Source organism: Aeromonas sp. OTU364 (genome assembly GCF_038440395.1).
GTDB lineage: Bacteria > Pseudomonadota > Gammaproteobacteria > Enterobacterales > Aeromonadaceae > Aeromonas.
In genome coordinates, this window is record NZ_JASATR010000004.1 from 198,777 (window position 1) to 224,773 (window position 25,997).

20 protein-coding genes are annotated in these 25,997 nt (G+C 61.7%); 8 read left to right on the forward strand and 12 right to left on the reverse strand.

Annotated elements, in window-relative coordinates:
• Positions 1 to 118: 118 nt before the first annotated feature.
• Together AAHB08_RS06875 and sixA are read right to left on the reverse strand one after the other, a co-directional pair.
• Positions 119 to 325, reverse strand: a complete 207-nt coding sequence (locus AAHB08_RS06875; RefSeq protein WP_005324080.1) for a DUF1107 domain-containing protein — start codon at positions 323 to 325, stop codon at positions 119 to 121.
• Positions 326 to 458: 133 nt separating this feature from the next.
• Positions 459 to 926 (reverse strand): phosphohistidine phosphatase SixA, encoded by a 468-nt coding sequence (gene sixA / locus AAHB08_RS06880; protein ID WP_342058501.1) that lies wholly within the window; start codon positions 924 to 926, stop codon positions 459 to 461.
• A gap of 162 nt (positions 927 to 1,088) precedes the next feature.
• Here sixA and AAHB08_RS06885 point away from each other — a divergent pair, with 162 nt between their 5' ends.
• A complete protein-coding gene (locus tag AAHB08_RS06885; RefSeq protein ID WP_342058502.1) occupies positions 1,089 to 3,863 on the forward strand; it encodes an insulinase family protein in 2,775 nt (924 codons plus the stop codon).
• Between the two features lie 309 nt (positions 3,864 to 4,172).
• Here the strand turns inward: AAHB08_RS06885 and AAHB08_RS06890 are convergent, their stop codons facing one another.
• Together AAHB08_RS06890 and AAHB08_RS06895 are read right to left on the reverse strand one after the other, a co-directional pair.
• Positions 4,173 to 4,820 carry a thiopurine S-methyltransferase gene (locus AAHB08_RS06890; protein ID WP_202045395.1) on the reverse strand — a complete coding sequence of 216 codons (648 nt, stop codon included), beginning with the start codon at positions 4,818 to 4,820 and terminating at the stop codon, positions 4,173 to 4,175.
• Positions 4,821 to 4,937: 117 nt separating this feature from the next.
• Positions 4,938 to 6,299, reverse strand: coding sequence for a leucine-rich repeat-containing protein kinase family protein (locus AAHB08_RS06895; protein WP_342058503.1), 1,362 nt, complete (start codon positions 6,297 to 6,299; stop codon positions 4,938 to 4,940).
• 323 nt (positions 6,300 to 6,622) lie between these two features.
• On the opposite strand from AAHB08_RS06895, the gene AAHB08_RS06900 reads away from it, so the two are divergent.
• Both AAHB08_RS06900 and AAHB08_RS06905 read left to right on the forward strand, forming a co-directional pair.
• Entirely contained in the window at positions 6,623 to 7,387 is a 765-nt protein-coding gene (locus AAHB08_RS06900) for an SDR family oxidoreductase (RefSeq protein ID WP_342058504.1), read from the forward strand.
• 52 nt (positions 7,388 to 7,439) lie between these two features.
• A complete protein-coding gene (locus AAHB08_RS06905; RefSeq protein ID WP_342058505.1) occupies positions 7,440 to 8,267 on the forward strand; it encodes a bifunctional transcriptional activator/DNA repair enzyme AdaA in 828 nt (275 codons plus the stop codon).
• Between the two features lie 307 nt (positions 8,268 to 8,574).
• Here AAHB08_RS06905 and AAHB08_RS06910 read toward each other — a convergent pair whose 3' ends face one another.
• The 7 genes from AAHB08_RS06910 to AAHB08_RS06940 form a co-directional block, all read right to left on the reverse strand.
• Complete coding sequence (locus tag AAHB08_RS06910) at positions 8,575 to 9,225, reverse strand: AbiU2 domain-containing protein (RefSeq protein ID WP_342058506.1); 651 nt, start codon at positions 9,223 to 9,225, stop codon at positions 8,575 to 8,577.
• Between the two features lie 150 nt (positions 9,226 to 9,375).
• Positions 9,376 to 9,972 (reverse strand): hypothetical protein, encoded by a 597-nt coding sequence (locus AAHB08_RS06915; RefSeq protein ID WP_342058507.1) that lies wholly within the window; start codon positions 9,970 to 9,972, stop codon positions 9,376 to 9,378.
• An 803-nt stretch (positions 9,973 to 10,775) separates the two neighbouring features.
• Entirely contained in the window at positions 10,776 to 11,048 is a 273-nt protein-coding gene (locus tag AAHB08_RS06920; RefSeq protein ID WP_342058508.1) for a hypothetical protein, read from the reverse strand.
• 379 nt (positions 11,049 to 11,427) lie between these two features.
• The gene (guaA, locus tag AAHB08_RS06925; protein ID WP_342058509.1) at positions 11,428 to 13,017 is read right to left on the reverse strand and encodes a glutamine-hydrolyzing GMP synthase; all 1,590 of its coding nucleotides are present in this window, start codon (positions 13,015 to 13,017) and stop codon (positions 11,428 to 11,430) included.
• An 84-nt stretch (positions 13,018 to 13,101) separates the two neighbouring features.
• The gene (gene guaB / locus AAHB08_RS06930; RefSeq protein ID WP_041992212.1) at positions 13,102 to 14,565 is read right to left on the reverse strand and encodes an IMP dehydrogenase; all 1,464 of its coding nucleotides are present in this window, start codon (positions 14,563 to 14,565) and stop codon (positions 13,102 to 13,104) included.
• Positions 14,566 to 14,840: 275 nt separating this feature from the next.
• Positions 14,841 to 15,458, reverse strand: coding sequence for a YitT family protein (locus AAHB08_RS06935; protein WP_342058510.1), 618 nt, complete (start codon positions 15,456 to 15,458; stop codon positions 14,841 to 14,843).
• Positions 15,459 to 16,107: 649 nt separating this feature from the next.
• The gene (locus AAHB08_RS06940; protein ID WP_342058511.1) at positions 16,108 to 19,314 is read right to left on the reverse strand and encodes an alpha-amylase family glycosyl hydrolase; all 3,207 of its coding nucleotides are present in this window, start codon (positions 19,312 to 19,314) and stop codon (positions 16,108 to 16,110) included.
• A gap of 433 nt (positions 19,315 to 19,747) precedes the next feature.
• Between AAHB08_RS06940 and AAHB08_RS06945 the strand changes: the two genes are divergently transcribed.
• From AAHB08_RS06945 to xseA, 5 genes are all read left to right on the forward strand, one after another.
• Positions 19,748 to 20,515 carry an energy transducer TonB gene (locus AAHB08_RS06945; RefSeq protein ID WP_342058512.1) on the forward strand — a complete coding sequence of 256 codons (768 nt, stop codon included), beginning with the start codon at positions 19,748 to 19,750 and terminating at the stop codon, positions 20,513 to 20,515.
• A 3-nt stretch (positions 20,516 to 20,518) separates the two neighbouring features.
• Complete coding sequence (locus AAHB08_RS06950) at positions 20,519 to 21,274, forward strand: MotA/TolQ/ExbB proton channel family protein (protein WP_342058513.1); 756 nt, start codon at positions 20,519 to 20,521, stop codon at positions 21,272 to 21,274.
• A complete protein-coding gene (locus tag AAHB08_RS06955; protein WP_342058514.1) occupies positions 21,274 to 21,696 on the forward strand; it encodes an ExbD/TolR family protein in 423 nt (140 codons plus the stop codon). Before AAHB08_RS06950 ends, AAHB08_RS06955 begins: the two co-directional genes overlap by 1 nt.
• Before the next feature lie 212 nt (positions 21,697 to 21,908).
• Positions 21,909 to 22,817, forward strand: coding sequence for a DMT family transporter (locus AAHB08_RS06960; RefSeq protein ID WP_342058515.1), 909 nt, complete (start codon positions 21,909 to 21,911; stop codon positions 22,815 to 22,817).
• A gap of 163 nt (positions 22,818 to 22,980) precedes the next feature.
• Positions 22,981 to 24,345, forward strand: a complete 1,365-nt coding sequence (gene xseA / locus AAHB08_RS06965) for an exodeoxyribonuclease VII large subunit (protein ID WP_342058516.1) — start codon at positions 22,981 to 22,983, stop codon at positions 24,343 to 24,345.
• A gap of 53 nt (positions 24,346 to 24,398) precedes the next feature.
• Here xseA and hutW read toward each other — a convergent pair whose 3' ends face one another.
• Positions 24,399 to 25,772: a heme anaerobic degradation radical SAM methyltransferase ChuW/HutW gene (hutW, locus tag AAHB08_RS06970; protein ID WP_342058517.1), complete on the reverse strand. Its 1,374-nt coding sequence runs from the start codon at positions 25,770 to 25,772 to the stop codon at positions 24,399 to 24,401.
• Positions 25,773 to 25,997: the final 225 nt, after the last annotated feature.

A 25,997-nucleotide genomic window follows, 5' to 3' on the forward strand; every position in this document is an offset into this window, starting at 1 on the left:
GCGCGGCAACCTTATCCGGAAATCGATATTAATGGGTTCAAACTGCTTCACTCAGCCCCAGATACAATCATGCCCGCACTGGGCGGGCATGAGGGGGAGATGACACCATAGATGCGACTCAAGCGGCATCCATGTGCAGCCTCGATATCAGCTCGTTGACTTCGAGCACCGTCTGGCGGTGGGGAATATCGGCTTGCAGTGGCATCATCAGCAGGCCCGACTGGAAATCGAAGCGCCCCCTGCCGTGGATGTAGATCCGCCCCTTGAAGAAGGTTTTGACATGCTTTGCCACCATCAGTGGCAGGTACTTCTTGAACACTCTCATCGTTTGCAACCTCTTGCAGTTGTATCCGTATGACAGCAGCTTATGCGAGATAATTCCGTAAATTTTGTATAAAAAACCGGAAAAATCGACTCTCTCTTCCCCAAAAAACCAATCTGTAACTTTTTATTAACTTTTACCGTATTGTATGCGGTCCTTCCAGCCAGAGCAAGGCCCCCTTGCCATCTCGCCACTCGATGCAGGCCAGACCCGAGGTGGCAAACATGGGCGCGCCCGCCGCCGGACAGAGGCTCTGCACCAGATACCCGACCAGGGGCAGGTGGCTGACCATCAGGATGTTGTCGTGGGTCGCCGCCAGCGCGGTGAGATAACTCGCCACGAAGGCCGGATCCCCGTAGGGGGTGATCTCGCCGCTCTCCTCGACCTTCTGGGCCTCGGGCAGCTCGGCAGAGATGGCCTGCCAGGTCTGTCTGGCACGCAGGTAGTTGCTGTGGATCACCAGGCTCAGGGAGCCGGCCAGCTGAGGGGCCAACCAGCTCGCCATGTGGATGGACTCTTCGATGCCTTGCTCGGTCAGTGGACGCTGTTCATCAGTCTTTGCGTTCATGCCAGCCTGGCCATGACGCATGATGTAGATTTTCATTACAACCTCGCCCAGGGGGCCTGTTTAAATAGCGGGGGGATCTTACCCCGCCATCTCGGGGGAAACAATTGCGCTACCTCTCAGAAAAGGGTTTGCCTCGTGAGATAGCGGGGTCGATAATCATGTTTAAATTCAAATAAATTCACCGCGAGTCACGCCCCAATGAGCCCATATGCCAGTCCCAACGACCATCGGCGGTATCACTATCTGGAGCTGGCAAACCGGCTCAGGGTCTTGTTGATCTGCGATCCCGAGACCGATAAATCGGCCGCCTCCCTGGCCGTCAACACAGGCCATTTCGATGACCCGGTCGATCGCCAGGGCATGGCCCATTTCCTTGAGCATATGCTGTTCCTCGGTACTCGTACTTATCCCAAACCCGGCGAGTACCAGCAGTTCATGAGTCGCCATGGGGGCAGCAACAACGCCTGGACCGGCACCGAGTTCACCAACTTCTTCTTCGACATCGACAACGGCTTCTTCGAAGCGGGACTGGATCGCTTCTCCCAGTTCTTCATCTGCCCCACCTTCGCCCCCGAGTGGGTCGACAAGGAGCGCAACGCGGTCGACTCCGAATACCGCCTCAAGCTGCAGGACGATGTGCGCCGCAGCTACCAGGTGCACAAGGAGACGGTCAACCCGGCCCACCCCTTCTCCAAGTTCTCGGTCGGCAACCTGGACACCCTGGCGGATCTGCCCGGCCGGGATCTGCGCTCCGACCTCATTGCGTTCTACGAAACCCACTACAGTGCGGATCGCATGGCGCTGGTGATGCTCTCTCCGGCATCCATTGAAACCCAGCTGGCCTGGTGTGAGCGCTTCTTCAGCACCATTCCGGATCGCCGCCTGGGCCCCCCCGCCCTCTCGGCGCCCCTCTACCGGCTCGATGATCTCGGCATCCGCATCCAGATAGCCCCGGTCAAGGAGACCCGCAAACTGGCGCTGACCTTCCCGCTGCCGAGCGTGGATGCCCTCTACGACAAGAAGCCCCTCACCTTCCTGAGCCACCTCATCGGCTACGAAGGGGAAGGCAGCCTGCTCTCTCTGCTCAAGGCAAGAGGCTGGGTCAACCAGCTCGCCGCCGGAGGCGGCATCAGCGGCGCCAACTTCAAGGACTTTGGCATCAGCTTCGGCCTCACTCCCCTCGGGCTTGCCCATGTGGACGACATCATCGCCGACCTGTTCGGCTACCTGAAACTCATCGAACGCCATGGCCTGCAGGCCTGGCGTTATGACGAGAAGCGCAGCGTGCTGGAATCCGCCTTCCGCTTCCAGGAGCGGGGCCGGGCGCTCGACACCGTCTCCGGCCTCGTGCTCAACCTGTTCAGCTATGCCCCGGACGATCTGCTCCACGGCGACTACATGATGCGCGAGTACGATGAGCCCCTGATCCGGCGCTTCCTCGCCAAGCTGACCCCCCACAACCTGCGGGTGACCATACAGGCGCCGGAGGTGAGCACGGATCGCCTGGCCCGCTGGTATCAGACCCCCTACAGCGTCCAGAGCATCACCGAGGCGGAGAAGATCCGCTGGCAGCAGAGCGAGCCGGATCCCGCCTTGCACCTGCCCTCCCCCAACCCCTTTATCAGCAACCGCCTCGATGCCAGGACGCCGTCCCTCAGCGCCGACATGCCGGCCTGTCTGGTCGACCGCCCCGGTTTTCGGCTCTGGCACCTGCACGAGCACCTGTTTGGAGTGCCCAAGGGGAGCCTCTATATCTCCATCGACAGCGAGCATGCGGTCAGAAGCCCGCGCCACATCGCCATGGCCAGGCTCGCGGTGGAGCTGCTCACGGATCACCTCAATGCCCTCACCTACCCGGCCGAGCTCGCCGGGCTCGGCTACCAGATCTATGCCCATCAGGGGGGCTTTACCATCAACCTGAGCGGCTTTGCCGACAAGCTGCCGCTGCTGCTCGACATGATCCTCGGCAACCGGACCCTGGGCTACCCTGATCCGGCGCGCTTCAGCGAAATCAAGGAGCAGCTCATCCGCAACTGGGAGAACCAGTCCAAGACCAGGCCCATCTCCCAGCTGTTCAACCAGCTCACCAGTTTGCTGCAACCGAACAACCCGCCGTTCGAGCAGTTGCTGCGCCACCTGCGCACCATAGCACTCGACGAGATGCCCGACTTCGTCAGCCGGCTCTTTGCCGAGGTGCACATAGAGACCCTGGTGCACGGCGACTGGACCGCCGCCGAGGCGCTTGAACTGGCCGCCCTGCTGGAGCGTCACCTCGGCGTCAGCAGCCAGCCCAGTGCCGAGACCCGCCGTCCCCTCATCTCCATTCAGGACAGGGGCACCCTCATTCGCGAGCAGGGGTGCGATCACGAAGACTCGGCGCTGCTGGTCTATTACCAGTCCCGCACCACCCGGGCGCGGGATCTCGCCTGCTTCACCCTGGCCAACCACATCATGTCCTCCACCTTCTTCCACGAACTGCGCACCCGCCAGCAGCTCGGTTACGTGGTGGGGGCCGGCAACCTGCCCCTCAATCGCCACCCCGGCCTCATCTTCTATATACAGTCGCCGGTGGCGGGGCCGCAGATCCTGCTGGATGCGGTGGAGGAGTTCATCGATCTCTTCCCGCTGGCCATGCTGGAGTTCACCGAGCAGCAGTGGCAGGACAGCAAGGCGGGGCTGCAGGCCCAGCTCAGCGAGCGGGATGCCAACCTGCGCAGCCGCGGCCAGCGGCTCTGGGTCAGCATAGGCAACAAGGATCTGGGCTTCGATCAGCGAGAGCGGGTGCGCGAGGAAGTGGGCAGGCTCAGCCGCGCCGATCTGGTGCGCTTTATCACCCAGTTGCGCTCGCGCACCTCGGATCGGTTGATCCTCTGCAGCTATGGCCTGGGCCACGAGCACGACGAGCGGATCACCGGCCAGTTCATCGACGATCCCCGGGCCTTCCGGCTCAATGCCGCCACCTTCGAGGCCTGATCAGGCCTCGACTCCCTCCCGTCCCACGGCAGATTGCGGGCAATAAAAAGCCGACCCCTGGGGGTCGGCTGGAAAAACCATAATCAATTGCGACCAGAGCCGCCAAAAGTGAACATGAGCGTGAAAATCAGACACTGAGTCGATGAACGGCCGAATGGTTCAAACCAGAGCGTATCGGTCGACACCTGCAGTGATTGAGAAACAGCCTCATCTTAGGCATTCCCCCGATTTGTCACGTTGATCTATGTCAAAGGAGGTAACAAAGTCTGGCGCGCCAGCGGCTTTATCAGGCGGGATCACGCCGTCGCCTCAGCCCCGACGGATCAGGCGATAGGCCACCTCATCGAAATAGGAGAGCTGCCCCGAGAGCACCCTGGGGTGATCCAGCTCGGCGGCGCGCCCCAGCACCTCCACGCTAAAGTCGCGCTCGAACAGGGTGCGCACCTCCATCTCCCCCACCGAGAACGGCGGCTGCACCTGCTGCTCCGGCTGATACTCCAGGGTCACCAGCAGCACCTGCCCCCCCGCCTCGATAAGGCGGCTCATCAGGGTCGCATACTGGCGGCGCATGGCCGTCGGCAGGGCGATGAGGGCGGCCCTGTCATAGGCGAGCCGGTAGCGGCGGCCAAGCTCGGGGGCGGCGAAGAAATCCCCCTGATAGATGCGCAGGTCGTCGTGCCGGTGACACCGATAGGGGCCCACCTCGCTTGTCTCTGCACTCAGATTGTTCTCGTCAAAAAACTGGGTAATGGCGAGCTCGGAGAGCTCGAAACCATCCACCGGATGCCCCTGAGCGCTCAGCCAGAGCAGGTCGCGGGACTTGCCGCACAGGGGCACCAGCACAGGCTCACCCTGCTGCTGGGCCGACCACCAGGATTGCAGCCAGCGGTTGAAATCAGCCTGATGAAAGCCAATCCGGTTCTCTTTCCACTTCTGATGCCAAAACGCCGCTTCCATCCTCATCCTCTCGTCATCTGCAATGATGCATCAATATCACAACTTCATCGGGACGGCGCAAGCCTTGTTGTCCACTGCACCGGGAGCGAGGGCCCGATGACGTCCAACCGACCGCGCTCAGGCGCAGGCGGGCTCAGCAGCCATGGTGGCCGCCACGGCGTCTATCCGGGCAAGAATCTCTGCAAACGAGGGGCGCTGCAACACAGCCTCCAGGAGACACGCTTCGGCCAGCGAATGGAGCGCCCCAAGCGCCTCGTCCCTGGGATGGCAGCGCGCCAGCAGCTCCTCCAGCAGGCAGCCAAAGGCCCTGACCTCCAGGCGCTCGAGCCGGGCAGCCCGCTCGCGATCGGCGCCGTCATAACAGGAGGCGGCGCCGAAATCCCCGAGCAGCACCCGGCCCTGTTCCTGAACAGAGTGCAGCAGAGAGTGCAGCAGGTTGTGGGCGTAGAGATCCCCGTGCAGGATGCCCCGCCCGTGCAGATGCAGCGCGGCGCTCGCCACCCCCTGCGCCATGGCAAGCAGCGCATTCGGGGTGAAGGTCAGATCCACCGGATAGACATCCCGGGTGCAGGAGTCCAGGCTCGGCGGCCCCGCCAGGTTGACAAAATCAGGGTCTATCAGCGCCATCACCAGGGCCGGCATGCCAGAGGGGTGGCCGCTGACTCGGCCCGCCACCCCGATGAGATTGGGGTGCCTGCCTGCGGCGAGCGACACCGCCATCTCGCAGCGAGGCAGGCCATCGCTGGTCATGGCCCCCTTGAAGAGCTTGACCGCCACCCCCTGCGTCCCCTCATCGGAGCGCAGTGCTGCGCGGTGGATAACCCCGGACGCCCCCTGCCCCAGTTGCTCCCCCAGCGTCAACGCCTGCCAGGGGATCTCAGCCGCGGTTGCCGTCTCGCCGAGTCGGCGCTCCTGCTCGTCGCTAAAGGGGTTGCCTGCATAGGCCAGCCAGGCGAGGCGCGGCAAACCGAGCAGCCACTCGGGAAGTGCCTCCAGCCGGTTGGCGGCGATGCGCAACAGCTCCAGACGCTGGCAGTTGGCAAGGCTCGCCGGCAGCTCGCGCAGGCGGTTGCCAGAGAGCATCAGCTTTTGCAGGGCGGCGCACTGCCCCAGCGCGTCCGGCAGCCGTTCGATGGCGTTGTCGGTCAGAATAAGCCAGCGCAGCCCCGCAGGCAGTGACGCGGCGGGAACCGTGGCGATCCGGTTGGCCTTGAACCCCACCATGGTGAGTGCAGGGCAGCGCCCCAGCACCTCGGGCAGCTCGGTGAAGCGGTTCTCGGAGCAGAAGATAATGCGCAGCCTGGTGAATTCGGCCAGCTCGTCAGGGAGCCGACTCAGCTGGTTGCCGGTGAGATCCAGCACCTCCAGCGTCTCCTTGAGGCTCAGGATCTCGGAGGGGAACACCGTCAGGTTTTCGGCAAGTTTGAGGTGGCGGGCGCCGCAGAGTTCGCCTGCGCGCAGCTGTTCCAGGGTATGCATGGGATCGTCTCTATCGGGGTGGCCGGCTCGCGGCCAACGGCGCCGCCGGGGACTCGCCCGGCGGCCACAAAGGAGGGGCATTATAAAGAACGACGGCCAGAGATCCCCTGTTTTGTTGCCACCAGGACGCACACAGGCGCACGGTGCCGTGATAGGGGGGCAAAGAGAGCAAGATCCGGGTCGTCGTGACGGGGGCCAGCGGCCATAGTGGACTCGAACCAAAACCGGGTTTGAACCAAAACGGCTCGAACCCATCCACTTGTCTGCCAATCCTGCATGGGCGCCGCCACCAGGTGCCATTCACATCTAGCGAGGGATCTGCCATGTCACAACTGTCTAACAAGGTCGCCATCATCACGGGAGCCAGCTCCGGCATCGGCCGCGCCAGCGCCATCCTGTTTGCACGGGAGGGGGCCAGGGTCGTGCTGGGGGCCCGCCGCCAGCCCGAGCTGGATGCCCTAGTGGAGGAGATCAGGAAATTCGGGGGCCAGGCGGTGAGCCTCGCGGGGGATGTGAAAAGCGAAGCGTACGCCAACGCCCTGGTGGAGCTGGCCGTGGGGCGTTTCGGCGGGCTCGATGTTGCCTTCAACAACGCCGGCACCACGGGGACGCCGGGCAGCGTGCAGGAGATGGCACTGGCCCAGTGGCAGGAGACCCTGGATACCAACCTCACCAGCGCCTTCGTGGGGGCCAAGCACCAGATCCCCGCCATGCTGGCGCGCGGGGGCGGCTCCCTTATTTTTACCTCCACCTTCGTCGGCCATACCCTGGGGCTGCCCGGCATGGCGGCCTATGCCGCGAGCAAGGCGGGCCTCATCGGCCTGACCCAGGTGCTGGCCGCGGAGTTCGGGGCGCAGGGGGTGCGGGTCAACGCCCTGCTGCCGGGGGGCACCGACACCCCCATGGGACGTGCCTTTACCGATACGCCGGAAAGCCTCGCCTTTGTGCAGAATATGCATGCCCTCAAACGGCTGGCCCAACCGGAGGAGATCGCCCGCTCGGCCCTCTATCTTGCGTCCGATGCATCCAGCTTTACCACCGGCATTGCCCTGCTGGCCGATGGTGGGGTATCTATTTGTCGCACATGACGTGGTCGCCCCCAAACACCCTGCGACCGCAACCTTATCGTGAGAGCGCCTTATGTCCGATTACGCCCGCATCAGTGATGCCATTGCCTTTATTGCAAGCCAGGTGGAGCGCCAACCCACCCTGGACGAGATAGCGGCGCACGTTCACTTAAGCCCCTTTCACTTCCAGCGGCTCTTCAGCCGCTGGGCCGGGGTGACGCCCAAACGCTATCTGCAGGTGCTGACCCTGGAGCGGGCCAAGGCGCTGCTGCACGAATCGCGCTCCCTGCTGGAGGTGGCCGATACCCTGGGCCTGAGCAGCGGCTCGCGGCTCTACGATCACTTCGTGCAGCTCGAAGCGGTGACGCCGGGGGAGTACAAGCAGCGCGGCGCCGGGCTGGTTATCGATCACGGGGTGCACGACACCCCCTTCGGCCAGGCGTTCGTCGCCCTGACCCCACGGGGGGTGTGCAACTTCTCGTTTCTCGATGACCAGGCTCCAGAGGCGCCCCTCGCCGCCCTCGCCCAGCGCTGGCCTGCGGCGGAACTGCGGGATGCACCGTCACGCACCCAAGAGGTCATCCACACCATGTTCGATGGTAGCAAGACGCCGGATCGCCCCATCTCCTTGCACGTGAGCGGCACCAATTTCCAGATCAGCGTCTGGCGGGCGCTGCTCGAGATCCCACCCGCCAGGGTAGTGAGCTACGCCCAGGTGGCGAGCGCCATCGGCAACCCCAAGGCCACCCGCGCCGTGGGGCTGGCGGTGGGCGCCAACCCCGTCGCCTTGATGATCCCCTGCCACAGAGTCATCCAGCAAAACGGCAAGCTCGGCGGCTATCACTGGGGCGAGACCCGCAAACAGGCGATACATGCCTGGGAAGCGGCGAGGTATGAGTGAGGAACGCCTTTTTCTGCTCTTCTCATAGGGAAAACAAAGCTGTTGATTGTGAGTCAGCAGACAATCAGGCTGCGCCAGACAGCGTGCGGCGATATAAAGCGGGGAGACCTGAAGAATCGGGGCGCAGATCTCCCCTTTTGTTGCTTTGGTGACGGGGCATGGCGTTCCACACCATAACCCCCATCGGATTGACGAAACACGTAGTGTGCAATAAACGCAGCGCATTGCATCGCTTGCTGAGCAGCTTTAGTGCAAGGTACGAAGAACAAAATTAGAGGTGCAATTTCATTTCACCCTACGGCACTTGCTATGCGTCCAGGTCACCTAGCTCTCGCCATTTTCCACACTCAATAAGGCCCTCATCTTCGAGTTGTTCGTACATTAACCCTTTTTGCAACCAAATAAGTACTGATCGCCCATCATTTTCAAGAGGAATAATTATTTCCTCATATAGAGTCTGGCTGTCATTGAAGTGTAATTCGACTTTATTCATTAAGTTTCGAGCATGGAAAAGAGCCTTCTCAATATCTGCTCTTGAAACGCCAGGAAGAGGAGAATCATATTCATCTAGAGCAACCACTAGATCGTTGTGCGCAACTCGTTTGTTACGAATCTCTCTAAATTTTTCACATGCAATTGTCAGCACTTCAAGTTCAGCATTTAATTCATCTGTGAGCTCGACATTACCGTTTCCTCTGACTTTCTCGATTAGGTAATGGAATGACAAATTGTTGTTTCCTTGCATTCTGGCCCTATCAGTTAGCTTACTCAAAGAAATAACCATGTAATCAATTATCAACCACTGAAACTCTACAAAAATGCTTGAAGATGTTCTGTTTATTAGCTTAATCCTACTTGGATTAGTTCCAAAAACTTGACGATATAGAGTCCACCTGTAATGAATATGATTCAGTTCTTGCTTCATTCGGTCAAATACTTTCTGAAGATGCTCATCCATATTGATTACCTTTATTTCATCTGCTCATAACATTTTGTTATAGGGATAACATAATACAAATACCGCTATAAACCATCTTAATCATCACTGAAACCAGCGCATAGTAAAAATACCATGTGTTGTGAATCCCTCTTGAACAGTTTGCTATGGCTAAATTGCACCATGGTAGATTTTTTTATCAAAGGAAGCCTTATCGAATCGCCGAATGTAATCTAATAACTTCACAATATGCTCATCGAACTTTTCGAAGTCTTTAAGAACTGTGATATCAAGCATGGAAGACTTTTTAACATAGAAAACTATACGAGCCCAAGATTTGAAATGCTCTTCAGATAAATCAGCTGCAACTGGTAAAAGTGAAGTCAAAGCATCAATATCAATTTGGCAGTGTTGAATAAAGCTATAACGGAACGAAATTGGAGTGTTTTGAGCACTTGTAAATTCAGTCTTTAGCCTATTAAGAACGGTTTGGTTCTCGGTATGAGATAGTCCATAGAAGCTAAAACCTTCTGGCATAGACCTAAAATTTGCGAACTCATTTATGATAAAAATAAGAAACTCTCTTAGACGCTTTTCCTTGGCTATTTTTTGTTTTGACTCTTCACGCTCTTGCCACTTGTTGAAAACAAGCAAAACTACAAACAGTTCAAAGAACACTCCTGTAAATTCTGGCAATAAGTTATCTGTATAGTGTGCCAACCCGTACTTAACAAAACCATGGGTGACCAAACAAACCAATACTAACAAGCAACACCACATGATATTGGTCTTATTTAGATACTGAGAAACTTTCAAATTATCTCCGTAATTAATATTTAGCTATAACTGTGATTAGATGGAAGGCGGTACTAATCCAATATCAGAGCCTTCCGTATAACTCTGTTTCATCTTCATAAGCACCTCAAAAAAATCATTTTAAATCATGATATTAGCAAGCTGTCACTGGTGTCAGACCGCATACGCTACTATCCGCTGTGGCATCACCGTGCTGGTGGCAGTGCCGAATTTCACCCAAGCTAACGCCCGGCAGCCTCCCGTTTGCTGCCTTTGACCCGCGCTGTTGCTCTGGCCTGACTCATAGGTGACTCCAAAGAGGCCATATCCAGACGGCTATCCTAACGAGCGCGAGAGACAAGAAAAAGCGGAAGGTGTGCGTTTCCCAAGCCAGATCAAGAAATTACCCCATCTTGGGGGCGCATCAGCAACTCGTATCACCCTCTTGCATCAAGTTGAGGCATCGAAGCAGTGGGTATCCGGCTCCATTGCCCGCGCGGCACCTGGCGGACAGGGTTTGCTCCCCCCTCCCCTGCCCGGAAAAACAACAGCCTGCCGCCATGTGTGGACGCGATAGATGACGCTCTGCCGATCGACTCGGGAACTCAACACGACAACGTTGGCAACACGGCTTCCAATCCCTGCGCCAGGGGCAAACTTTTCTCGCAAACCATTGGAAAATGAAAAGACGCCCTTAGGCGTCTTTCTTATTGGTGAGGTTCAGAGGCTAGCCGGTCGGTGATTTCACCTCCTCTCCGGCTCTCCCCGCAACCGGATCAGATCGGGGTGATGGAGGTAATATGGGCCGATCCATCCAGGGACTGGAAGATCTGCACCACGGCTTCCCCGTGGATCGGGTTGGGCAGCGGCACAGTGCTCTTGCATTTGAAGCGGTAGTTGGTGCCGGCGACGACCTGGGTGGAGACTTCAAAGGGGATGTACTGCACCCCGACAAATCCTTCCAGCGCCTGGTTGAATACCGCCTGATCTTTGGCGCTCAGCTTGTGGTAGGCAGTCCATCCGCCCAACAGCACTGCTTGTTCTGACATAAACAAACCCTCCGTGATCTCTTGTCCCTACTCGTTTGGCTGTTCGGGTTCCGCCCCGTTGATTCAAGTGGTGTCCGGACTCCACCGGGGGGTCATCACTGCCGTTTGGCGTGATGACGATGGGCTGTTTGCGCAGCTGTCAGCTCGTGAGTCAGCCCTCCCCCTTGCCATGAGCGCCTGATGATAATGGTCTCAATTGGCATGAGAGAGCCTAGTGCGGGATAGTGAAAATGCCCCTGTCACATATGACAGGGGCAAAGCGGTGAAAAAGCTGCTCGAAAAACGAAGATGTGTGGCGCAAACGATTGGAAAAAGAAAAGGCGCCTCAAGGGCGCCTTTTTGACAGTTTTGCGTGATCGCAGGGAGAGGCGTCAGCCGCTTATTCCCATTCGATAGTCGCAGGCGGCTTGCCGGAGACGTCGTACACCACACGGGAGATGCCGTTGATCTCGTTGATGATGCGGTTCGACACGTGGCCGAGGAAGTCGTACGGCAGGTGAGCCCAGTGGGCGGTCATGAAGTCGATGGTCTCGACGGCGCGCAGCGCAATGACCCAGTCGTACTTGCGACCATCGCCCATGACGCCGACGGAGCGCACCGGCAGGAAGACGGCGAACGCCTGGCTGACCTGGTTGTAGAGGTCGGCCTTGCGCAGCTCTTCGATGAAGATGGCGTCAGCCTTGCGCAGCAGGTCGCAGTACTCTTTCTTCACTTCGCCAAGCACGCGCACGCCCAGGCCCGGACCCGGGAAGGGGTGACGGTAGAGCATGTCGTAGGGCAGGCCGAGTTCGAGGCCGACGCGGCGCACTTCGTCCTTGAACAGCTCGCGCAGGGGCTCCACCAGACCCATCTTCATCTCTTCCGGCAGGCCGCCGACGTTGTGGTGAGACTTGATGACGTGGGCCTTGCCGGTCTTGCTGGCAGCAGATTCGATGACGTCCGGGTAGATGGTGCCTTGCGCCAGCCAGCGGGCGTTTTTCAGCTTCTTGGCCTCATCGTCGAACACCTCGACGAAGACGCGGCCTATGATCTTGCGCTTGGCTTCCGGCTCGTCGACACCGGCCATGGCACTCAGGAAGCGCTCTTCCGCTTCAACCTTGATGATGTTCAGGCCGAAGTGATCGCCGAACATGTCCATCACCTGCTGGCCTTCGTTCAGGCGCAGCAGGCCGTTGTCCACGAAGACGCAGGTCAGGCGATCGCCGATGGCGCGGTGCACCAGCATGGCGACCACGGAGGAGTCCACGCCGCCGGAGAGGCCCAGGATCACCTCGTCGTCACCCACCTGCTCGCGGATGCGGGCAACGGCGTCGTCGATGATGGTGGCCGGGGTCCAGAGGCACTCGCAGCCGCAGATATCCTTGACGAAGTGCTCCAGCATGCGGGCACCCTGGCGGGTGTGGGTCACTTCCGGGTGGAACTGTACGCCGTAGAAGCGCTTGGCCTCGTCGGCCATGGCGGCATGGGGGCAGGTCGCGGTCTGGGCTATGGTGGTGAAGCCTGCGGGGATCTCGGTGACCTTGTCGCCGTGGCTCATCCAGACATCCAGCAGGGCATTGCCGTTGTCGGCGATGGCGTCTTCGATGTTGCGCAAGAGGGCACTGGTCTTGCCGGAGTGGCCCAGCACTTCGACCTGGGCATAACCGAATTCACGTAAGGAGGAGGACTGCACCTTGCCGCCGAGCTGCTCGGACATGGTCTGCATGCCGTAGCAGATGCCGAACACCGGCACGCCGGCGTTGAACACGTACTCGGGGGCGCGCGGGCTGCCCGCCTCGGTCACGGATTCCGGGCCGCCGGAGAGGATGATGCCGCTCGGATTGAATTCGCGGATCTGCTCTTCGGTTACGTCCCAGGCCCACAGCTCGCAGTAGACGCCGATTTCACGGACGCGACGGGCGATGAGCTGGGTGTACTGGGAACCAAAATCCAAGATAAGGATACGGTGGGCGTGAATGTCTTTAGTCATTTTATTCCTGCATCAGGCTGATGTTGTCACAAAAAGCACGGGATAAAAAAATGGTGGAAAAACGGGGCGCAGGGCCCCGTTTTATCAGCCCATCCGATAGTTGGGGGCTTCTTTGGTAATGGTCACGTCGTGGACGTGGGACTCTTTCATCCCGGCGCCCGAGATGCGCACGAACTCGGCCTTGGTGCGCATGTCGTCGATGGTGGCGCTGCCGGTCAGGCCCATGGAGGAGCGCAGGCCGCCCATCTGCTGGTGGATGATCTCCTTGAGGCGGCCCTTGTACGGCACGCGCCCTTCGATCCCTTCCGGCACCAGCTTGTCGGCGGCGTTGTCGGTCTGGAAGTAGCGATCGCTGGAGCCCTTGGACATGGCGCCGAGGGACCCCATGCCGCGATAGGACTTGAAGGAGCGACCCTGGTAGAGCTCGATCTCGCCCGGCGCCTCTTCGGTACCGGCGAACATGGAGCCCACCATGACGCAGCTTGCGCCTGCGGCGATGGCCTTGGCCACGTCACCGGAGAAGCGGATACCACCATCGGCAATCACAGGCACGCCGGTGCCTTCCAGCGCATCGACGGCGTCGGAGATGGCGGTGATCTGGGGCACGCCCACACCGGTCACGATACGGGTAGTACAGATGGAGCCCGGGCCGATACCGACCTTGACCGCGTTGACGCCAGCGGCGACCAGCGCCTTGGCACCGGCGGCGGTGGCGACGTTGCCGCCGATGATCTGCAAGTCAGGGTAGGCTTCACGGGTCGCCTTGATGCGATCCAGCACGCCCTGGGAGTGGCCATGGGAGGAGTCAATCAGCAGCACGTCCACACCGGCTTCCACCAGGGCGGCGACGCGCTCTTCGTTGCCGGCACCGGCACCGACGGCAGCACCGACCCGCAGACGGCCGCGCTCGTCTTTACAGGCGTTCGGCTTGCGTTCGGCTTTCTGGAAGTCTTTGACGGTGATCATGCCCTTCAACTTGAAGTCGGCGTTCACCACCAGCACCTTCTCGATGCGGTGCTTCTGCATCAGGGCAACCACCTCTTCGCGAGGGGCCCCTTCACGCACGGTGACCAGACGATCCTTCTGGGTCATGATCTGTTCAACGGTCTGGGAGAGATCGATCACGAAGCGCACATCACGGCCGGTGATGATGCCCACCAGCTGGTTGCCGTCAGTCACCACGGGGTAACCGGCGAAACCGTTCTTGTGGCTCAGCTCCTTGATCTGGGCGATGGTCATGTCAGGGCGTACGGTGACGGGGTCGGAGACCACGCCGCTCTCGTACTTCTTGACCTTGCGCACTTCGGCAGCCTGCTGCTCGATGGACATGTTCTTGTGAATGAAGCCGATGCCGCCTTCCTGGGCCAGTGCGATAGCCAGACGGGCTTCGGTCACTGTGTCCATGGCAGCGGAAATCATCGGGATATTCAGGGAGATAGCAGACGTGAGCTTGGTACGCAGGTCGGCGGTATTCGGAAGAACAGTGGAGTGGGCTGGAACCAACAGTACATCGTCGAAGGTCAGCGCTTCTTTGGCAATCCTGAGCATGGCAATATCTCACCGTTGAGGAGTGGGGGTGTAAAATATTGCCGACAAATTTTACTCATGCATTGGTCAGTGGTAAAGAAGTTTTTTGAATTTTTTATGGTGTAGCCCGGTTTAACGCCGCCAACGGGGCAAAAAACCAATAAATTCAGGCGTAACCATACCTTTTTTCGCGACAAGATGATCTTTTTTGCCGTTGGCAACCAAATGCCCGCCAAGCGCCCGTCGGGTCACTTTTCAACACTTCCCCTCCCCCGCGCGCCGCAGGGGGCCGCCACTCAGCCCCCCTGATAGCGACCGGGTTTGTGCCAGTTCATCAGCATGGCGTTCATGGCGAGCGCGCTCAAGGTAGACCAGAGCAGCAAAGAGAGCGGCAGGGTGAGCAGGGAGAGGACAAATACCAGCACGTCAAGCACCATCTGGCTCTTTCCCGCATTGATGCCGGTACGCCTTTGCAGCCAGAGCGTCACCACGCCTATCCCTCCCACCGACGCGTTGTGGCGGGCCAGGGACAAGACCCCCATGCCGAGGAAGGTGCCCCCCACCAGGGCCGAGAACAGGGGGTGGACATAGCTCACCGTCAACAGCAGCGGCACCGCCTGGGTGGCGGCCGAGAGGGCGACGTTGACGATCAGCGTCTTGACCATGAAAGCCCGCCCCATGGTGACGTAACCAAACACCAGAAAGGGCAGGTTGACCAGGAAGAAGAGCACCCCTATGGGCAGGCTGCTGACATGGGCGAGCAGCAGGGCTATACCCGCGATGCCGCCGGTGATCATGCCGGCGCACTTGAGCAGATTGAGGCCGACTGCGATAAACATGACGCCAAGCACCATGCCGTAGACATCGTCCTTGAGGCTGTGGGCCAGCCCCTTGTCCACTGAGAGTGGCTGCATGGTCATTTCACCTTCCATATGACTCCTTAACACCAATTGATTGTGGCGTCCCTTGCCCGAAAACCAGGCCGCTCCGGCACGGGTGGCGGCGGTGTATTCAGCCTGCCGGCACCCGCCCCCGACCTTGCGGCCCCCTGCCCCTGACATCGCCATCATGGGCATGACAAGTCACAGCAAAAAGAGCGCCAATCAAAACAAGAGTCCGAGATACCATCAAAAATCGAATTTAAATTCCGTATAGCCATCAAGAAACAGATGGATCATACCAATCCGGGGATAGCCTACCGTGCCGGATCAGCATCTTTACCCAGTCAACCAAAAAACATGTCGCGGTCATCCCTGATTAATCCGCTTATTCGGTAGATAATGCCGATAAAATGCCATTTTAAAGCATGTAAGATGCCCATCAGGAGGGAGTCATGGGGGTGATACGGCATGTTTCTGCGGGATTGGGTTCAAGGGCAAACAACAAGGAGATGCACCACATCGGAGCAATCGCACCAAAGACGTGCAATTCTGGGCCCTGCGTTTGCCTCCCCCGGCGCGATCCGGGCGGGGTGCGCCTGCTCTACCTCCCCCGCTTCACGCCTCGGCGCCATAAAAAAGTCGGCCCCAGGGCCGACTCGCTGCACGCCGTGACAGGCTTCCCTTATTTGAGGTATTTGCCGTCAACCCCCACCTTGCCCGGGCCGTTCAGCACCCAGACTCGCGCCGAGTAGGCGGGCACCAGGAAGCTCAGGCTGCCGTTGCTGACGCTCTGGCTCGCGCCGGTCACCGCGTCCCTGTAGGTGCCGTTCTTCAGGCCGCTCAGGCTTATCTGCTGGGCCGAGTTGGCCGCGAGGCCCACGGCGGCGTAGCTGCCTTGAGCGCTCAGGTCACGCACAAAGCTGATGCCGCTCCCCCACTCGTTCACCTGGCTCATGGGCGCCTTCTGCAGGGCGGGCACCGCCTTGCGGATCTGGTTCAGGCGCTTGATGTGCTGATAGAGCGGGTGGCTCGGGGTGGCCGGGTTGTCCAGCACCTCCCCGTAGTAGGCGCGACCGGTCTGATCCACCGTCATGGTGGCGCCGTCGATGTCTTGCGGCTTGCCGGCCTGGAACATCACCTCCTCCCCGTAGTAGAGGGTCGGGATGCCCCGCGCGGTCCAGAGCAGGTTGTAGGTCATGGCCGCATTGCCCTCTTCCCCGCCGTAGCGGTACTTGAAGTCGTTGTCCGGCCCCACGTCGTGGTTCTGGAAGAAGGTGATGAGCTTGGTGGCATCCCCATAGACCCAGTCCATGCCAAAGATCCCCCCCACCCCGCCAAAGCTCCCCTTGGTGACGTTGTCACGGAAAGTAGAGAAGAGGGAGAAGTCCAGCACAGAGAGGCCGGAATCGCCCCCTGCGCGGGGATCCGCCGGGTTGGCCGTGGTGCGGGTATACCACCAGGGGCGGATCACCGCGGAGGCGTTGTCGTTGGCCAGCTCAGAGCCCCAGCCGGTGCCCTTGACCAGGTTCTCGCCAAACACGAACAGCCCCGGCTTGTGGGCCTGCCAGTCGTGGACATAGGTCAGCAGCTCGTCCCGCTCTATGTGTTTCAAGGTATCGATGCGGATGGCGTCCACCCCCATGTCGAGGTACTGGTGGATGGCGCCGTTGAGGTACTCCTTGACGTTCTGGTTGCCGGTGGCGAGATCGATGCAATCCCCCGCCATGTGCTTGCGCTGCAGGGCGAGCGGGCTCTCCCAGTCACCGCCGGACATGAAGCCGTCCAGGTGATACCAGCTGGGATCCAGGGTCTGGGCGTCGATGCCGAAGAAGCGGTTCGGGTTGTAGCCAGCGCTCGGCACTGTGGCGCCGGTCTTGGGGTCCACCAGGGGCTGGGTGCCCGCCGGATCGGACTGGCAGCGGGCCTTGTACCAGTCGGGGGCCGCCGGGTTGTCATCGTCACAGCGGTTGGCGCTGGCGTAGTCCCCGAGGTTGCCCTGATAGGGGCCGTTGTTGATGAGCCCCTGGCTGGAGCCTGCCGGCACGTAGTACTTGACCGGCAGGCGATCGATCCAGGTTTTGCCGCGCAGGCCGTACTGGCTGGAGTGGTTGATCACCACGTCCTGTATCACCTTGAGCCCCTTGCCGTGGGCGGCCTGGATGAACTCGCGATAACCGGCCCCCGGCGACTCCAGACGGGGATCGACCCGGTAGAAGTCGTAGGCGTGATAGCCGTGGTAGTCGAGGCCGGAGCGGTTCTCCACCGGCGGCGTCACCCAGATGGCGGTGAAGCCGAGATCCTTGATGTAGTCGAGCTTCTCGATGAGCCCCTTGAAGTCGCCACGCCAGTGGGGATCCCCCGCCTTGTAGCGGTCCCGATTGTAGTAGTTGTTGCTCCCGTCTCCATCGTAGAAGCGGGCGGTCAGCAGGAAGTAGATGCTCTCGGCGCGAAAATCGCCCCCCGCCACCGGGGTCTCGCCAATCTGATAGCTGAAGTTCTGCTCCCTTTGATTGCCGCTGGCGTCGATGGCGAGGGTGCGGATCACCAGATCGGTGCCGCTGCCCTTGTCGCTGGCGAGAATGGCCTGACCGGCGTAGAGGGGGGACGCCGTGGTGGGGGTGCTGCCGTCCGTGGTGAAATGGACGGCGGGGGCGCTGTCGTTATCGTCGCTCACTCCCAGGGTGATGGACTGCGCCTCTGCATAACTGCCCGGCGCCGGGGTGGCGGTCACTGTGGGCGCCTGATTGTCGGCGCCGGCGAGCGGTGCCACCTCCAGCGTCTTGTCCTGGCTATCGAAGCAGATGCGGTAACTGGTGTTGGCGTTCACCTTGTAGTCCTGGGCCGGGTAGGCCTCGGTCCAGTCACCCTTGCGGTCAATCTTGAAGCGGGGATTGCTGCTGCCAAAGGCCTGCTCGGTACAGAAGCTCACTCCGTCCTCGCTGGTCATGGGGGTCAGGCCCCAGTTGTTGGGGGTGCCGCGGAAATACCAGCTGCCGCCGGTCTGGGGGGTGGCAACCACCAGGCTCACGCTGCTGCTGCTCCTGGCCCCCTGATCGTCGGTGACCGTCAGGCCATAGGTGAAGGTGCCCGCCTGGGCTGTGTTGACGCTGATGCTATCCGTGGTCTCGCCGCTGCTCCAGAGATAGCTCGCTATCTGGCCGTCGGGATCCGTGGAGTCGTTGCCGCTCAAGGTAACGGTATCCCCCACAGCGACATTCAGGATGCCCCCCGGGGTGATGACGGCGATGGGGGGCTGGTTGTCGTCCCCGAGCGCCGTGATGCTGTAGGCCTGGGTCTGGTCGTTGACCTGGAAGCGCACATTGCCGGTGCCGCTCCAGAGGATGTCGCCGCCGCTGCGCTCCAGCACGCCGTCGCCGTTGCTGTCACCGAAGTTGACGGCCCAGTCACCCGCCTGATCGAACTTGAGCCGCTGGTTAGTCTTGCCATCCATGTAGGCGTCGGCCTGCCACAGGTGATCCGCCACCAGCGTCATGGGCAAACTGGCCCAGCCATTGAAGGTGCCGCGCACCTTGAGCTGCGGCAGCGTGCTGGCAAACCCCGCGGCCTCGCAACTCGCCACCGCCGTGGTGGTGATGGCCTGGGTGCCGGCATGGATGCGGATCTGATAGGAGGTATTGGCCGTGACCGCGTAGTCGGCGCTCGGGTAGCTCTGCTGCCAGTTGCCGTATCGGTCGATTTTAAAGCGCGGGCCGCCGCTGGCGTCTCCGCTCTGGAAGAACTGACAGGTGTCAAAGTTGACCCCATCGGTCGACACCATGGCGGTCGCCGCCCATCCATTCGCGGTGCCCCGGAAGAACCACTCCGCCGCCGTGCTCGGCGCCGTGATCAGGGTTCCCAACAATCCGGCCGCGAGTATCCATCTAGCCATTGATAGTCCTTTATTTTCATTGTTTTGTGTGTGACGCCTGTGTGCCCAGACATTCCCCCATCCGCTACAGGCCCGCCTTCGGATGAGCCCGACCAGTCTAGAGGCCCGAGTGACCGACTCATGGCCAGCACGCGCAAAATGTGACCGATGTCGACCTCGCTATCTGCTGTATGTGATTGATAGCGCTTTCATTTCTGCTTAGGCCGCGGGCCAGGATGACGCTAGGCGCCTGCCACTAGCATCCCACCTCTTTATCACGCCCTGGTCAGGGGCCCGAAGAGCCTGGGTGATGACGGAGCGATTAAAACGCGATTGATAATGTTTCTTGTTTGCACGCTATCCGATGGCGCATGCTGCACGCCAAGACCCGGATCCGGGGCCAATCCCATGGGCATTTGAGTACGAATATGACGACCAGCAAGGAGGCAGGCTGATGGATGCCTGCGCAATGAGGCCGACCCACGGCCGCGACTCGCAGGCATTGGGCGCTGTTCACCTTGCCTGCCTGACCGTCGCCCTTGTCTTGCACCTCGCCCTCCTGTGGCTGATGCAAGGCAGCCGCCCCGTCCCCATCACGCCGCCCGAACCCATTACCCTCTCTGCCCGCTGGGCCGGGGAGTCGAACCAGCATGACGCGCCGGGCAAACCGGCGGCGCCAGCGCCCACCCCGGCGCAGCCGAAAGTCGCCAAGCCGCCCGTGCCCGTTTCCCATAAGCAGCCCAAGCCGGTGGTCAAGAGACCCGCGCCCAGGCCGGTGCCCAAGGCGCCGCCAGCGCCCGTGGTCAAACCTGTCGCCAAGGCCCAGCCGGTGACTGCACCGGCAGCCCCAGCCGCACCGCTGACCGCGGCCAATCCCTTGAGTCGCGGCAGCAACAGCGCCCCGGCCAAGACGAGCCAGAGCGGGACAGGCGGGGGCAGCAGCGCCCCCATCGCCCGGGACGCCAGATTGAACAACCCCGAGCCCCCCTACCCCCCGGAGTCACGCAGACGGGGAGAAGAGGGACGGGTGGTATTGAAGGTCCGTGTCAGCAAAGAGGGCACGGCGGAGTCGGTGGAGGTCGAACGCAGCAGCGGTCATCGGCGCCTGGACCTGGTTGCCCGCAAGACGGTCAGCCGCTGGCGTTTCATTCCGGCCAGGCAGAATGACAACGCCGTCGCAGCCTGGGCCGGGGTCACCATTATTTTCAAGTTAGGGGCATAAGCCATGAATCCTGAAATCGAAACAAGCGGCATGGGCATAGCTCATCTGCTCAGCCAAAACACTGGGGTGGGGCTGGTCCCGCTGATCTTGCTGGTCCTGATGTCGCTCGGCACCTGTTACTACGGGCTGCTCAAGCTCTGGCTTGACCATAGCGAGCAGCGCCTTAACGCCCGCTTCCTGGGTGAGTTCTGGCAGCATGAGAGCGTGCAGGGGATGGCGAACCAGCTCGCCCAAATGCCCCCCCGGGAAGCCTGCGGCAGGATAACGAGGGCGGCGCTGACGGCGGTTGCCCAGATTGAGCGATCCCAGGGACGGGCCGCTTCCCTCACTCTGAGCTCTCCCGACGAATTCTTGCTGCGCGCCCTGCGCCAGGCCATCAGCGCCGAGCGTCTTCGCCTCGAGCAGGGGCTGACTTTCCTCGCCTCCGTCGGCTCGGCGGCCCCCTTCATCGGGCTCTTTGGCACCGTCTGGGGCATCTATCACGCCTTGCTGGCCATAGGGGCGGCGGGCCAGAGCAGCCTGGACAAGGTGGCAGGCCCGGTCGGGGAGGCCCTCATCATGACCGGCGTCGGTCTCGCCGTCGCCCTGCCGGCAGTGCTCGTCTACAACCTCTTCGTGCGGCGCAATCGCCTCAAGCTGGCCGCCCTCGACGAGTTTGCCTATGACCTCTTCGCCCTGTTGGTGACCGGCGTCGAACAGACCAGCGCCAGGGTGACGCCGCTGGCCGCCGTCGACAGCACCAGACAGGGGAAGATGTAATGGCCTTTGGCAAACTCCCCGGTGACTCGGACGATCAGCCCCTCTCCGAGATCAACATGATCCCCATGATAGATGTCATGCTGGTGCTGCTCATCGTCTTCATGATCACGGCCCCCCTGCTCACCAACGCGGTCAAGCTCGAGCTGCCCGAGGCCAGCAGCCAGGTCCATCAACCCAGGCAAAAAGATGTGGTGCTCTCCATCGACGCCGCCGGCAAGATCTACTGGAACGACCAGGCCGTCGATGAGCAGAGCCTGCTCACTCGGATGAGCGAGGCTGGCGAAACCAAGCCCGAGATCCCCGAAATACAGCTGCGCATCGACAAGGGGGTCGAGTACGGCCTCATCGCCAAGGTCATGGCCGAGGCCTCCCGGCACGGGCTGCACAAGATTGCCTTTGTCAGTCAGCCGGAAAACGAGTGAGGCTGGCCAGGGGCCAGCGCCAGATGATCTCGATGAGCCAGCCACGCAGACGGATCCCCAAGATGGGGACTGGACGGATGGCGCCACCGGGCAGCGGATGATGCCTGGTTCATTGCCCCCATTCCTCGGTTGCCAAGAGAGGGACACCCCCGCATGATGCGGACTCTACATTCAGGGTCCCGGGCGCAAGCCCCTCATTTCAAGGAGAGAAGATGAGAACATCGGATTACGTGCGGCTGCTGGTGCTGGCAGCCATCTGGGGCGCCAGCTTCCTGTTCATGCGCATCGCCGCGCCCGCCTTCGGCTCGGTCAACACCACCTTCCTGCGGGTCTTCTTCGCCCTGATCGGGCTCGCCGCCATGCTGTTGCTGCTGCGCACCCCCATGCAGTTTCAGGGCAAGCTCAAGTCCGCCATGGTGCTCGGCATCATCAACTCAGGCGTGCCCTTCCTGATGTACGCCATCGCTGCGCTCTGGCTGCCCGCCGGTTATTCCGCCATCCTCAACGCCACCACGCCCCTGATGGGGGCCCTCATCGGCTTCTCCTTCTTCCACGAGACGCTGACCTTGCGCAAGTGGAGCGGCGTCATGCTGGGGCTGATGGGCATAGCCCTCATCACAACCACGGGGGAAGTCGACCTGAGCGGTCAGCTGGCCATCGGGGTGCTGGCCTGCCTCATCGCCACCGCCTGCTATGGCTGCGCCGGCTTCCTCACCCGGCGCTGGATCAGCGAGCGGGGGGGCCTGGATGCCAAGCTGGTGGCCTTTGGCAGCCAGCTCGGTGCCTGCCTCTTCCTGCTCCCCTTCTTCGGCTACACCCTGGCGACAGGCCCCACCGTCGACTGGGCCCAGCCTGGGGTCTGGGCCAGCGTGCTGGCGGTCGGCTTCCTCTGCACCGCCCTCGCCTATCTGATCTACTTCAGGCTGATCGCCGATATCGGGCCCCTGCGATCTCTCACTGTCACCTTCCTGATCCCCCCATTTGGCATACTGTGGGGCTATCTGGTGCTCGGCGAGACCCTCACCGGCGGCTTCGTGGCGGGCGGCGCCATCGTCTGTCTTGCGGTCTGGCTGGTGGTGAGCCCGAGCAAGACCGCCAAACCGGCCAAGGCACAAGCCTAGGCTGAGCGTCATCTGCCGGGCCTCATGGCTCGGCAGATGGCACAGGCAAACTGGCGCCAGCCGCTGCTGCCACAGACACGGACTCGGCGGATGGGCTGAACTGGGGTAAGATGTGCCCCATCGTTTTCTCCCCGCCCCGGCGGACACAGCAGCAGGGCCAGCCTTGAACCACCTCGACGAATCCAGCCAGAGCAGGCAACAGCAGATCTTCACCGTCACCCGCCTCAACAGCGCCGTGCGCATGATACTGGAGCAGGATCTGGGGCTGGTGTGGCTGACCGGCGAGCTCTCCAACCTGGCGATGCCAAGCTCGGGCCACTGGTACTTCTCCTTGAAGGACATGTCGGCCCAGGTGCGCTGCGCCATGTTCAAGGGCAACAACCGCCGGGTGCCGTTCCGCCCGCAAGACGGCATGCAGGTGCTGGTGCAGGCGCGGGTCTCACTCTATGAGCCCCGCGGCGACTACCAGCTCATCATCGAATCCATGCAACCCGCCGGGGACGGCATGCTGGCCCTGCGCTTCGAGGAGCTCAAGCGCCGCCTCGGCGCCGAGGGGCTGTTCGACGAGGGGCGCAAGCGCCCGCTCCCCCGCGAGCCGCGCGCCGTGGGGCTGGTCACCTCGGCCACCGGCGCCGCCCTGCACGACATGCTGACGGTGCTGGGGCGCCGCGCCCCGGATCTCCCGGTCTTCATCTATCCGACCCAGGTGCAGGGCAGCGCCGCCATCGGCCAGATCGTCTCCGCCATTGCCCTGGCCAACCGCCGCGCCGAGGTGGATGTGCTCATCGTCGGGCGCGGCGGCGGATCGCTCGAAGATCTCTGGTGCTTCAACGAGGAGGCGGTGGCCCGCGCCATCGCAGGCTCCGCCATCCCGGTGGTGAGCGCCGTGGGCCACGAGGTAGACGTCACCATCAGCGACTTCGCCGCCGATCTGCGTGCCCCCACCCCCTCCGCCGCCGCCGAGCTGGTGGCACCGGACAGGAGCGCCCGCGCCCAGCGTCTGGTGCACCTCAAGCAGCGCCTGGTGCAAGCCATCTCCCGGCGCCAGACCGCCGCCCGCCACGGCTTCGTGCTGCTGCAAAAACGGCTCGACCATCAGGATCCCAAACGCCGGCTGGAGCAGCAGTCCCAGCGTCTGGACGAGCTGTCCGGCCGCCTGCAGCAACTGCTCAATCTGCGCCTGCATCAGGGGGAGCGGCGCCTCGCGAACCTCGAGCTGCGGCTGCAGGCCAGGAGCCCGGAAAAACTGCTGGCCGCCGGCAAGCGTCGCCACCAGCTGGCACAAGAGCGGCTCCATACCCTGATGAACAAGCGCCAGGATCTCGCCGCCCACCGCCTCGCCATGTTGAGTGCGCGCCTCGACGGGATAAGCCCGCTGGCCACCCTGGGGCGGGGTTACTCCATCACCCGCACCCCCAGCGGCGAGGTCATCAGCCGCGCCGCCCAGGTGAGCCCGGGCCAGCAACTGGTCACCACGCTCGCAGAGGGAGCGCTGCGGGTGCGGGTGGAGGATGTGAACAACCAATAACGAAAGGGGGCCGTCAAGCGGCCCCCTTTCCTTTCTCGTCTTGCCCCTGCCCGCTACCCCCGCGAGTGATGCCGGGCCCCGCCCGGATGAGCGGCGGGGGTTGCCGCCTCCCCTCCCAGGGGATTTGACTGCAGATACTCGAACAGACCCGCCTGCAGATTGACGTTCCAGAAGCGCCCCGCCAGGGTCAGCGCCAGTGTCTCTCCGGTCAGCTCGGCCAGGCCGTGCTGTTGCCAGCGTTCAAAGAGCGGCAACAGATGCGCCCGCAAAGTGGACGACAAGCGCCCGAGGGCAAGCCAGCCGGTATCGAGGCCACCGCGCAGCAGGCCGTCGATGGACGCGCTGGGGTTGGGCCTCATCACCATGCCGGGGGCACGCTGACCGGCCGCCAGCGCCTCGTGCCAGGCTGCCAGATCCCGGCCATACATGAGGCCGTGACCATGGATGTTGCCCCCCGCCCCCGCACCGAAGGGGAGGATCTCGGCGCCGCGCTTGGCCATCTGGTTGTAGCGGCTCTGCTCGGCCTCGCCTTGTCGCCAGTGACTGCAGGAGAGCCGCTGCCAGCGCCCCTGCTCCAGGGTGTGTGCACCATAGGCATACATGGCCGCCCGCTGCTGGCCATCGGCACACCAGCCGAGCCGGCCCTTCTCCTGCGCCCGCTCCAGATTGGTGCCCTGCATGGGGATGAGCTGGTAGAGATCCACCCCGTGCACGCCACTGGCCATCACATCCGCGATGTCCTGGCGCCACAGGGCGTCATCCTGCCCCGGCAGGCCGAAGATGAGATCCGCCACAATAACGGCGGCGTCATCCCGGGTCAGCTCCCCCAGCCGGGCGAGCAGTGTCTCCCTGTCGTCGAAACGGGCCGCCTGCTGGCGCACTGCTGTGTTGAAGCTCTGCACCCCGAACGAGAAGCGGTTGAAGCCCCCCGCCAGGGCCGTCTGCCACTTCTCGTCATCGAAGCCGTTGAGCCGCCCCTCCAGGGTCAGCTCCGCATCCGGGGTCAGGGGGAAAGCGCGAATGGCCCTGGCCAGTCGCCCCAGATCCGCCGCCGCCATGTCGGTCGGGGTGCCGCCCCCCACGTAGACGGCCGAGAAGGGCTCGCTCTGTGCGAACGGCGTCTTAGCCGCCCGGCTCAGCTGGTCGCACAGGGCCGCCATATAGTGGCTCATGCGCGCCGGGTTGGCGCCGTTTTCGAAGAAGTTGCAGAAGCTGCAGCGCTTGCGGCAGAAGGGAACATGAATATAGAGCGCCCGCTCCTGGGCCTCGCTCGGCCGCTGCCACCAGGCTCGCCAACCGGCGGCGTCCAGCGTCAGGGGGGCTGCGCCGCCCCGACTGGCATGGGCCGAGGTCTTGGCGCCAAAGGCGAATTTCAGGGGATCCGGGGTGGCGAGCCCCGTCATGGTCGGGGTGAATTGTGGCGTCATCACTGGCAGGTTACCGTCTGGAAATAATGCAAATGATAACGAATATCAGTTAAGCCCTGTGTTGTGCTGGATCAAGTCAGGGACATTGAGAGGGCGTCATCTTATCCCTCTGCTTGGACGCGAGAGAGCATGTAGATCGGGATCATGCAGGAGGCGTGGCAGGAAGAGAGCCACTCTCCGGCGGGAGAGTGGTGGCACACACGCGGTCAGGCCAGAGAAGGGATC

Excerpts from the sequence above, each read along its gene's own strand:
- AAHB08_RS06875 (WP_005324080.1), bottom strand. The coding sequence starts at position 325 with ATGAGAGTGTTCAAGAAGTACCTGCCACTGATGGTGGCAAAGCATGTC.
- sixA (WP_342058501.1), bottom strand. The coding sequence starts at position 926 with ATGAAAATCTACATCATGCGTCATGGCCAGGCTGGCATGAACGCAAAG.
- AAHB08_RS06885 (WP_342058502.1), top strand. The coding sequence starts at position 1,089 with ATGAGCCCATATGCCAGTCCCAACGACCATCGGCGGTATCACTATCTG.
- AAHB08_RS06890 (WP_202045395.1), bottom strand. The coding sequence starts at position 4,820 with ATGGAAGCGGCGTTTTGGCATCAGAAGTGGAAAGAGAACCGGATTGGC.
- AAHB08_RS06895 (WP_342058503.1), bottom strand. The coding sequence starts at position 6,299 with ATGCATACCCTGGAACAGCTGCGCGCAGGCGAACTCTGCGGCGCCCGC.
- AAHB08_RS06900 (WP_342058504.1), top strand. The coding sequence starts at position 6,623 with ATGTCACAACTGTCTAACAAGGTCGCCATCATCACGGGAGCCAGCTCC.
- AAHB08_RS06905 (WP_342058505.1), top strand. The coding sequence starts at position 7,440 with ATGTCCGATTACGCCCGCATCAGTGATGCCATTGCCTTTATTGCAAGC.
- AAHB08_RS06910 (WP_342058506.1), bottom strand. The coding sequence starts at position 9,225 with ATGGATGAGCATCTTCAGAAAGTATTTGACCGAATGAAGCAAGAACTG.
- AAHB08_RS06920 (WP_342058508.1), bottom strand. The coding sequence starts at position 11,048 with ATGTCAGAACAAGCAGTGCTGTTGGGCGGATGGACTGCCTACCACAAG.
- guaA (WP_342058509.1), bottom strand. The coding sequence starts at position 13,017 with ATGACTAAAGACATTCACGCCCACCGTATCCTTATCTTGGATTTTGGT.
- guaB (WP_041992212.1), bottom strand. The coding sequence starts at position 14,565 with ATGCTCAGGATTGCCAAAGAAGCGCTGACCTTCGACGATGTACTGTTG.
- AAHB08_RS06935 (WP_342058510.1), bottom strand. The coding sequence starts at position 15,458 with ATGCAGCCACTCTCAGTGGACAAGGGGCTGGCCCACAGCCTCAAGGAC.
- AAHB08_RS06940 (WP_342058511.1), bottom strand. The coding sequence starts at position 19,314 with ATGGCTAGATGGATACTCGCGGCCGGATTGTTGGGAACCCTGATCACG.
- AAHB08_RS06945 (WP_342058512.1), top strand. The coding sequence starts at position 19,748 with ATGGATGCCTGCGCAATGAGGCCGACCCACGGCCGCGACTCGCAGGCA.
- AAHB08_RS06950 (WP_342058513.1), top strand. The coding sequence starts at position 20,519 with ATGAATCCTGAAATCGAAACAAGCGGCATGGGCATAGCTCATCTGCTC.
- AAHB08_RS06955 (WP_342058514.1), top strand. The coding sequence starts at position 21,274 with ATGGCCTTTGGCAAACTCCCCGGTGACTCGGACGATCAGCCCCTCTCC.
- AAHB08_RS06960 (WP_342058515.1), top strand. The coding sequence starts at position 21,909 with ATGAGAACATCGGATTACGTGCGGCTGCTGGTGCTGGCAGCCATCTGG.
- hutW (WP_342058517.1), bottom strand. The coding sequence starts at position 25,772 with ATGACGCCACAATTCACCCCGACCATGACGGGGCTCGCCACCCCGGAT.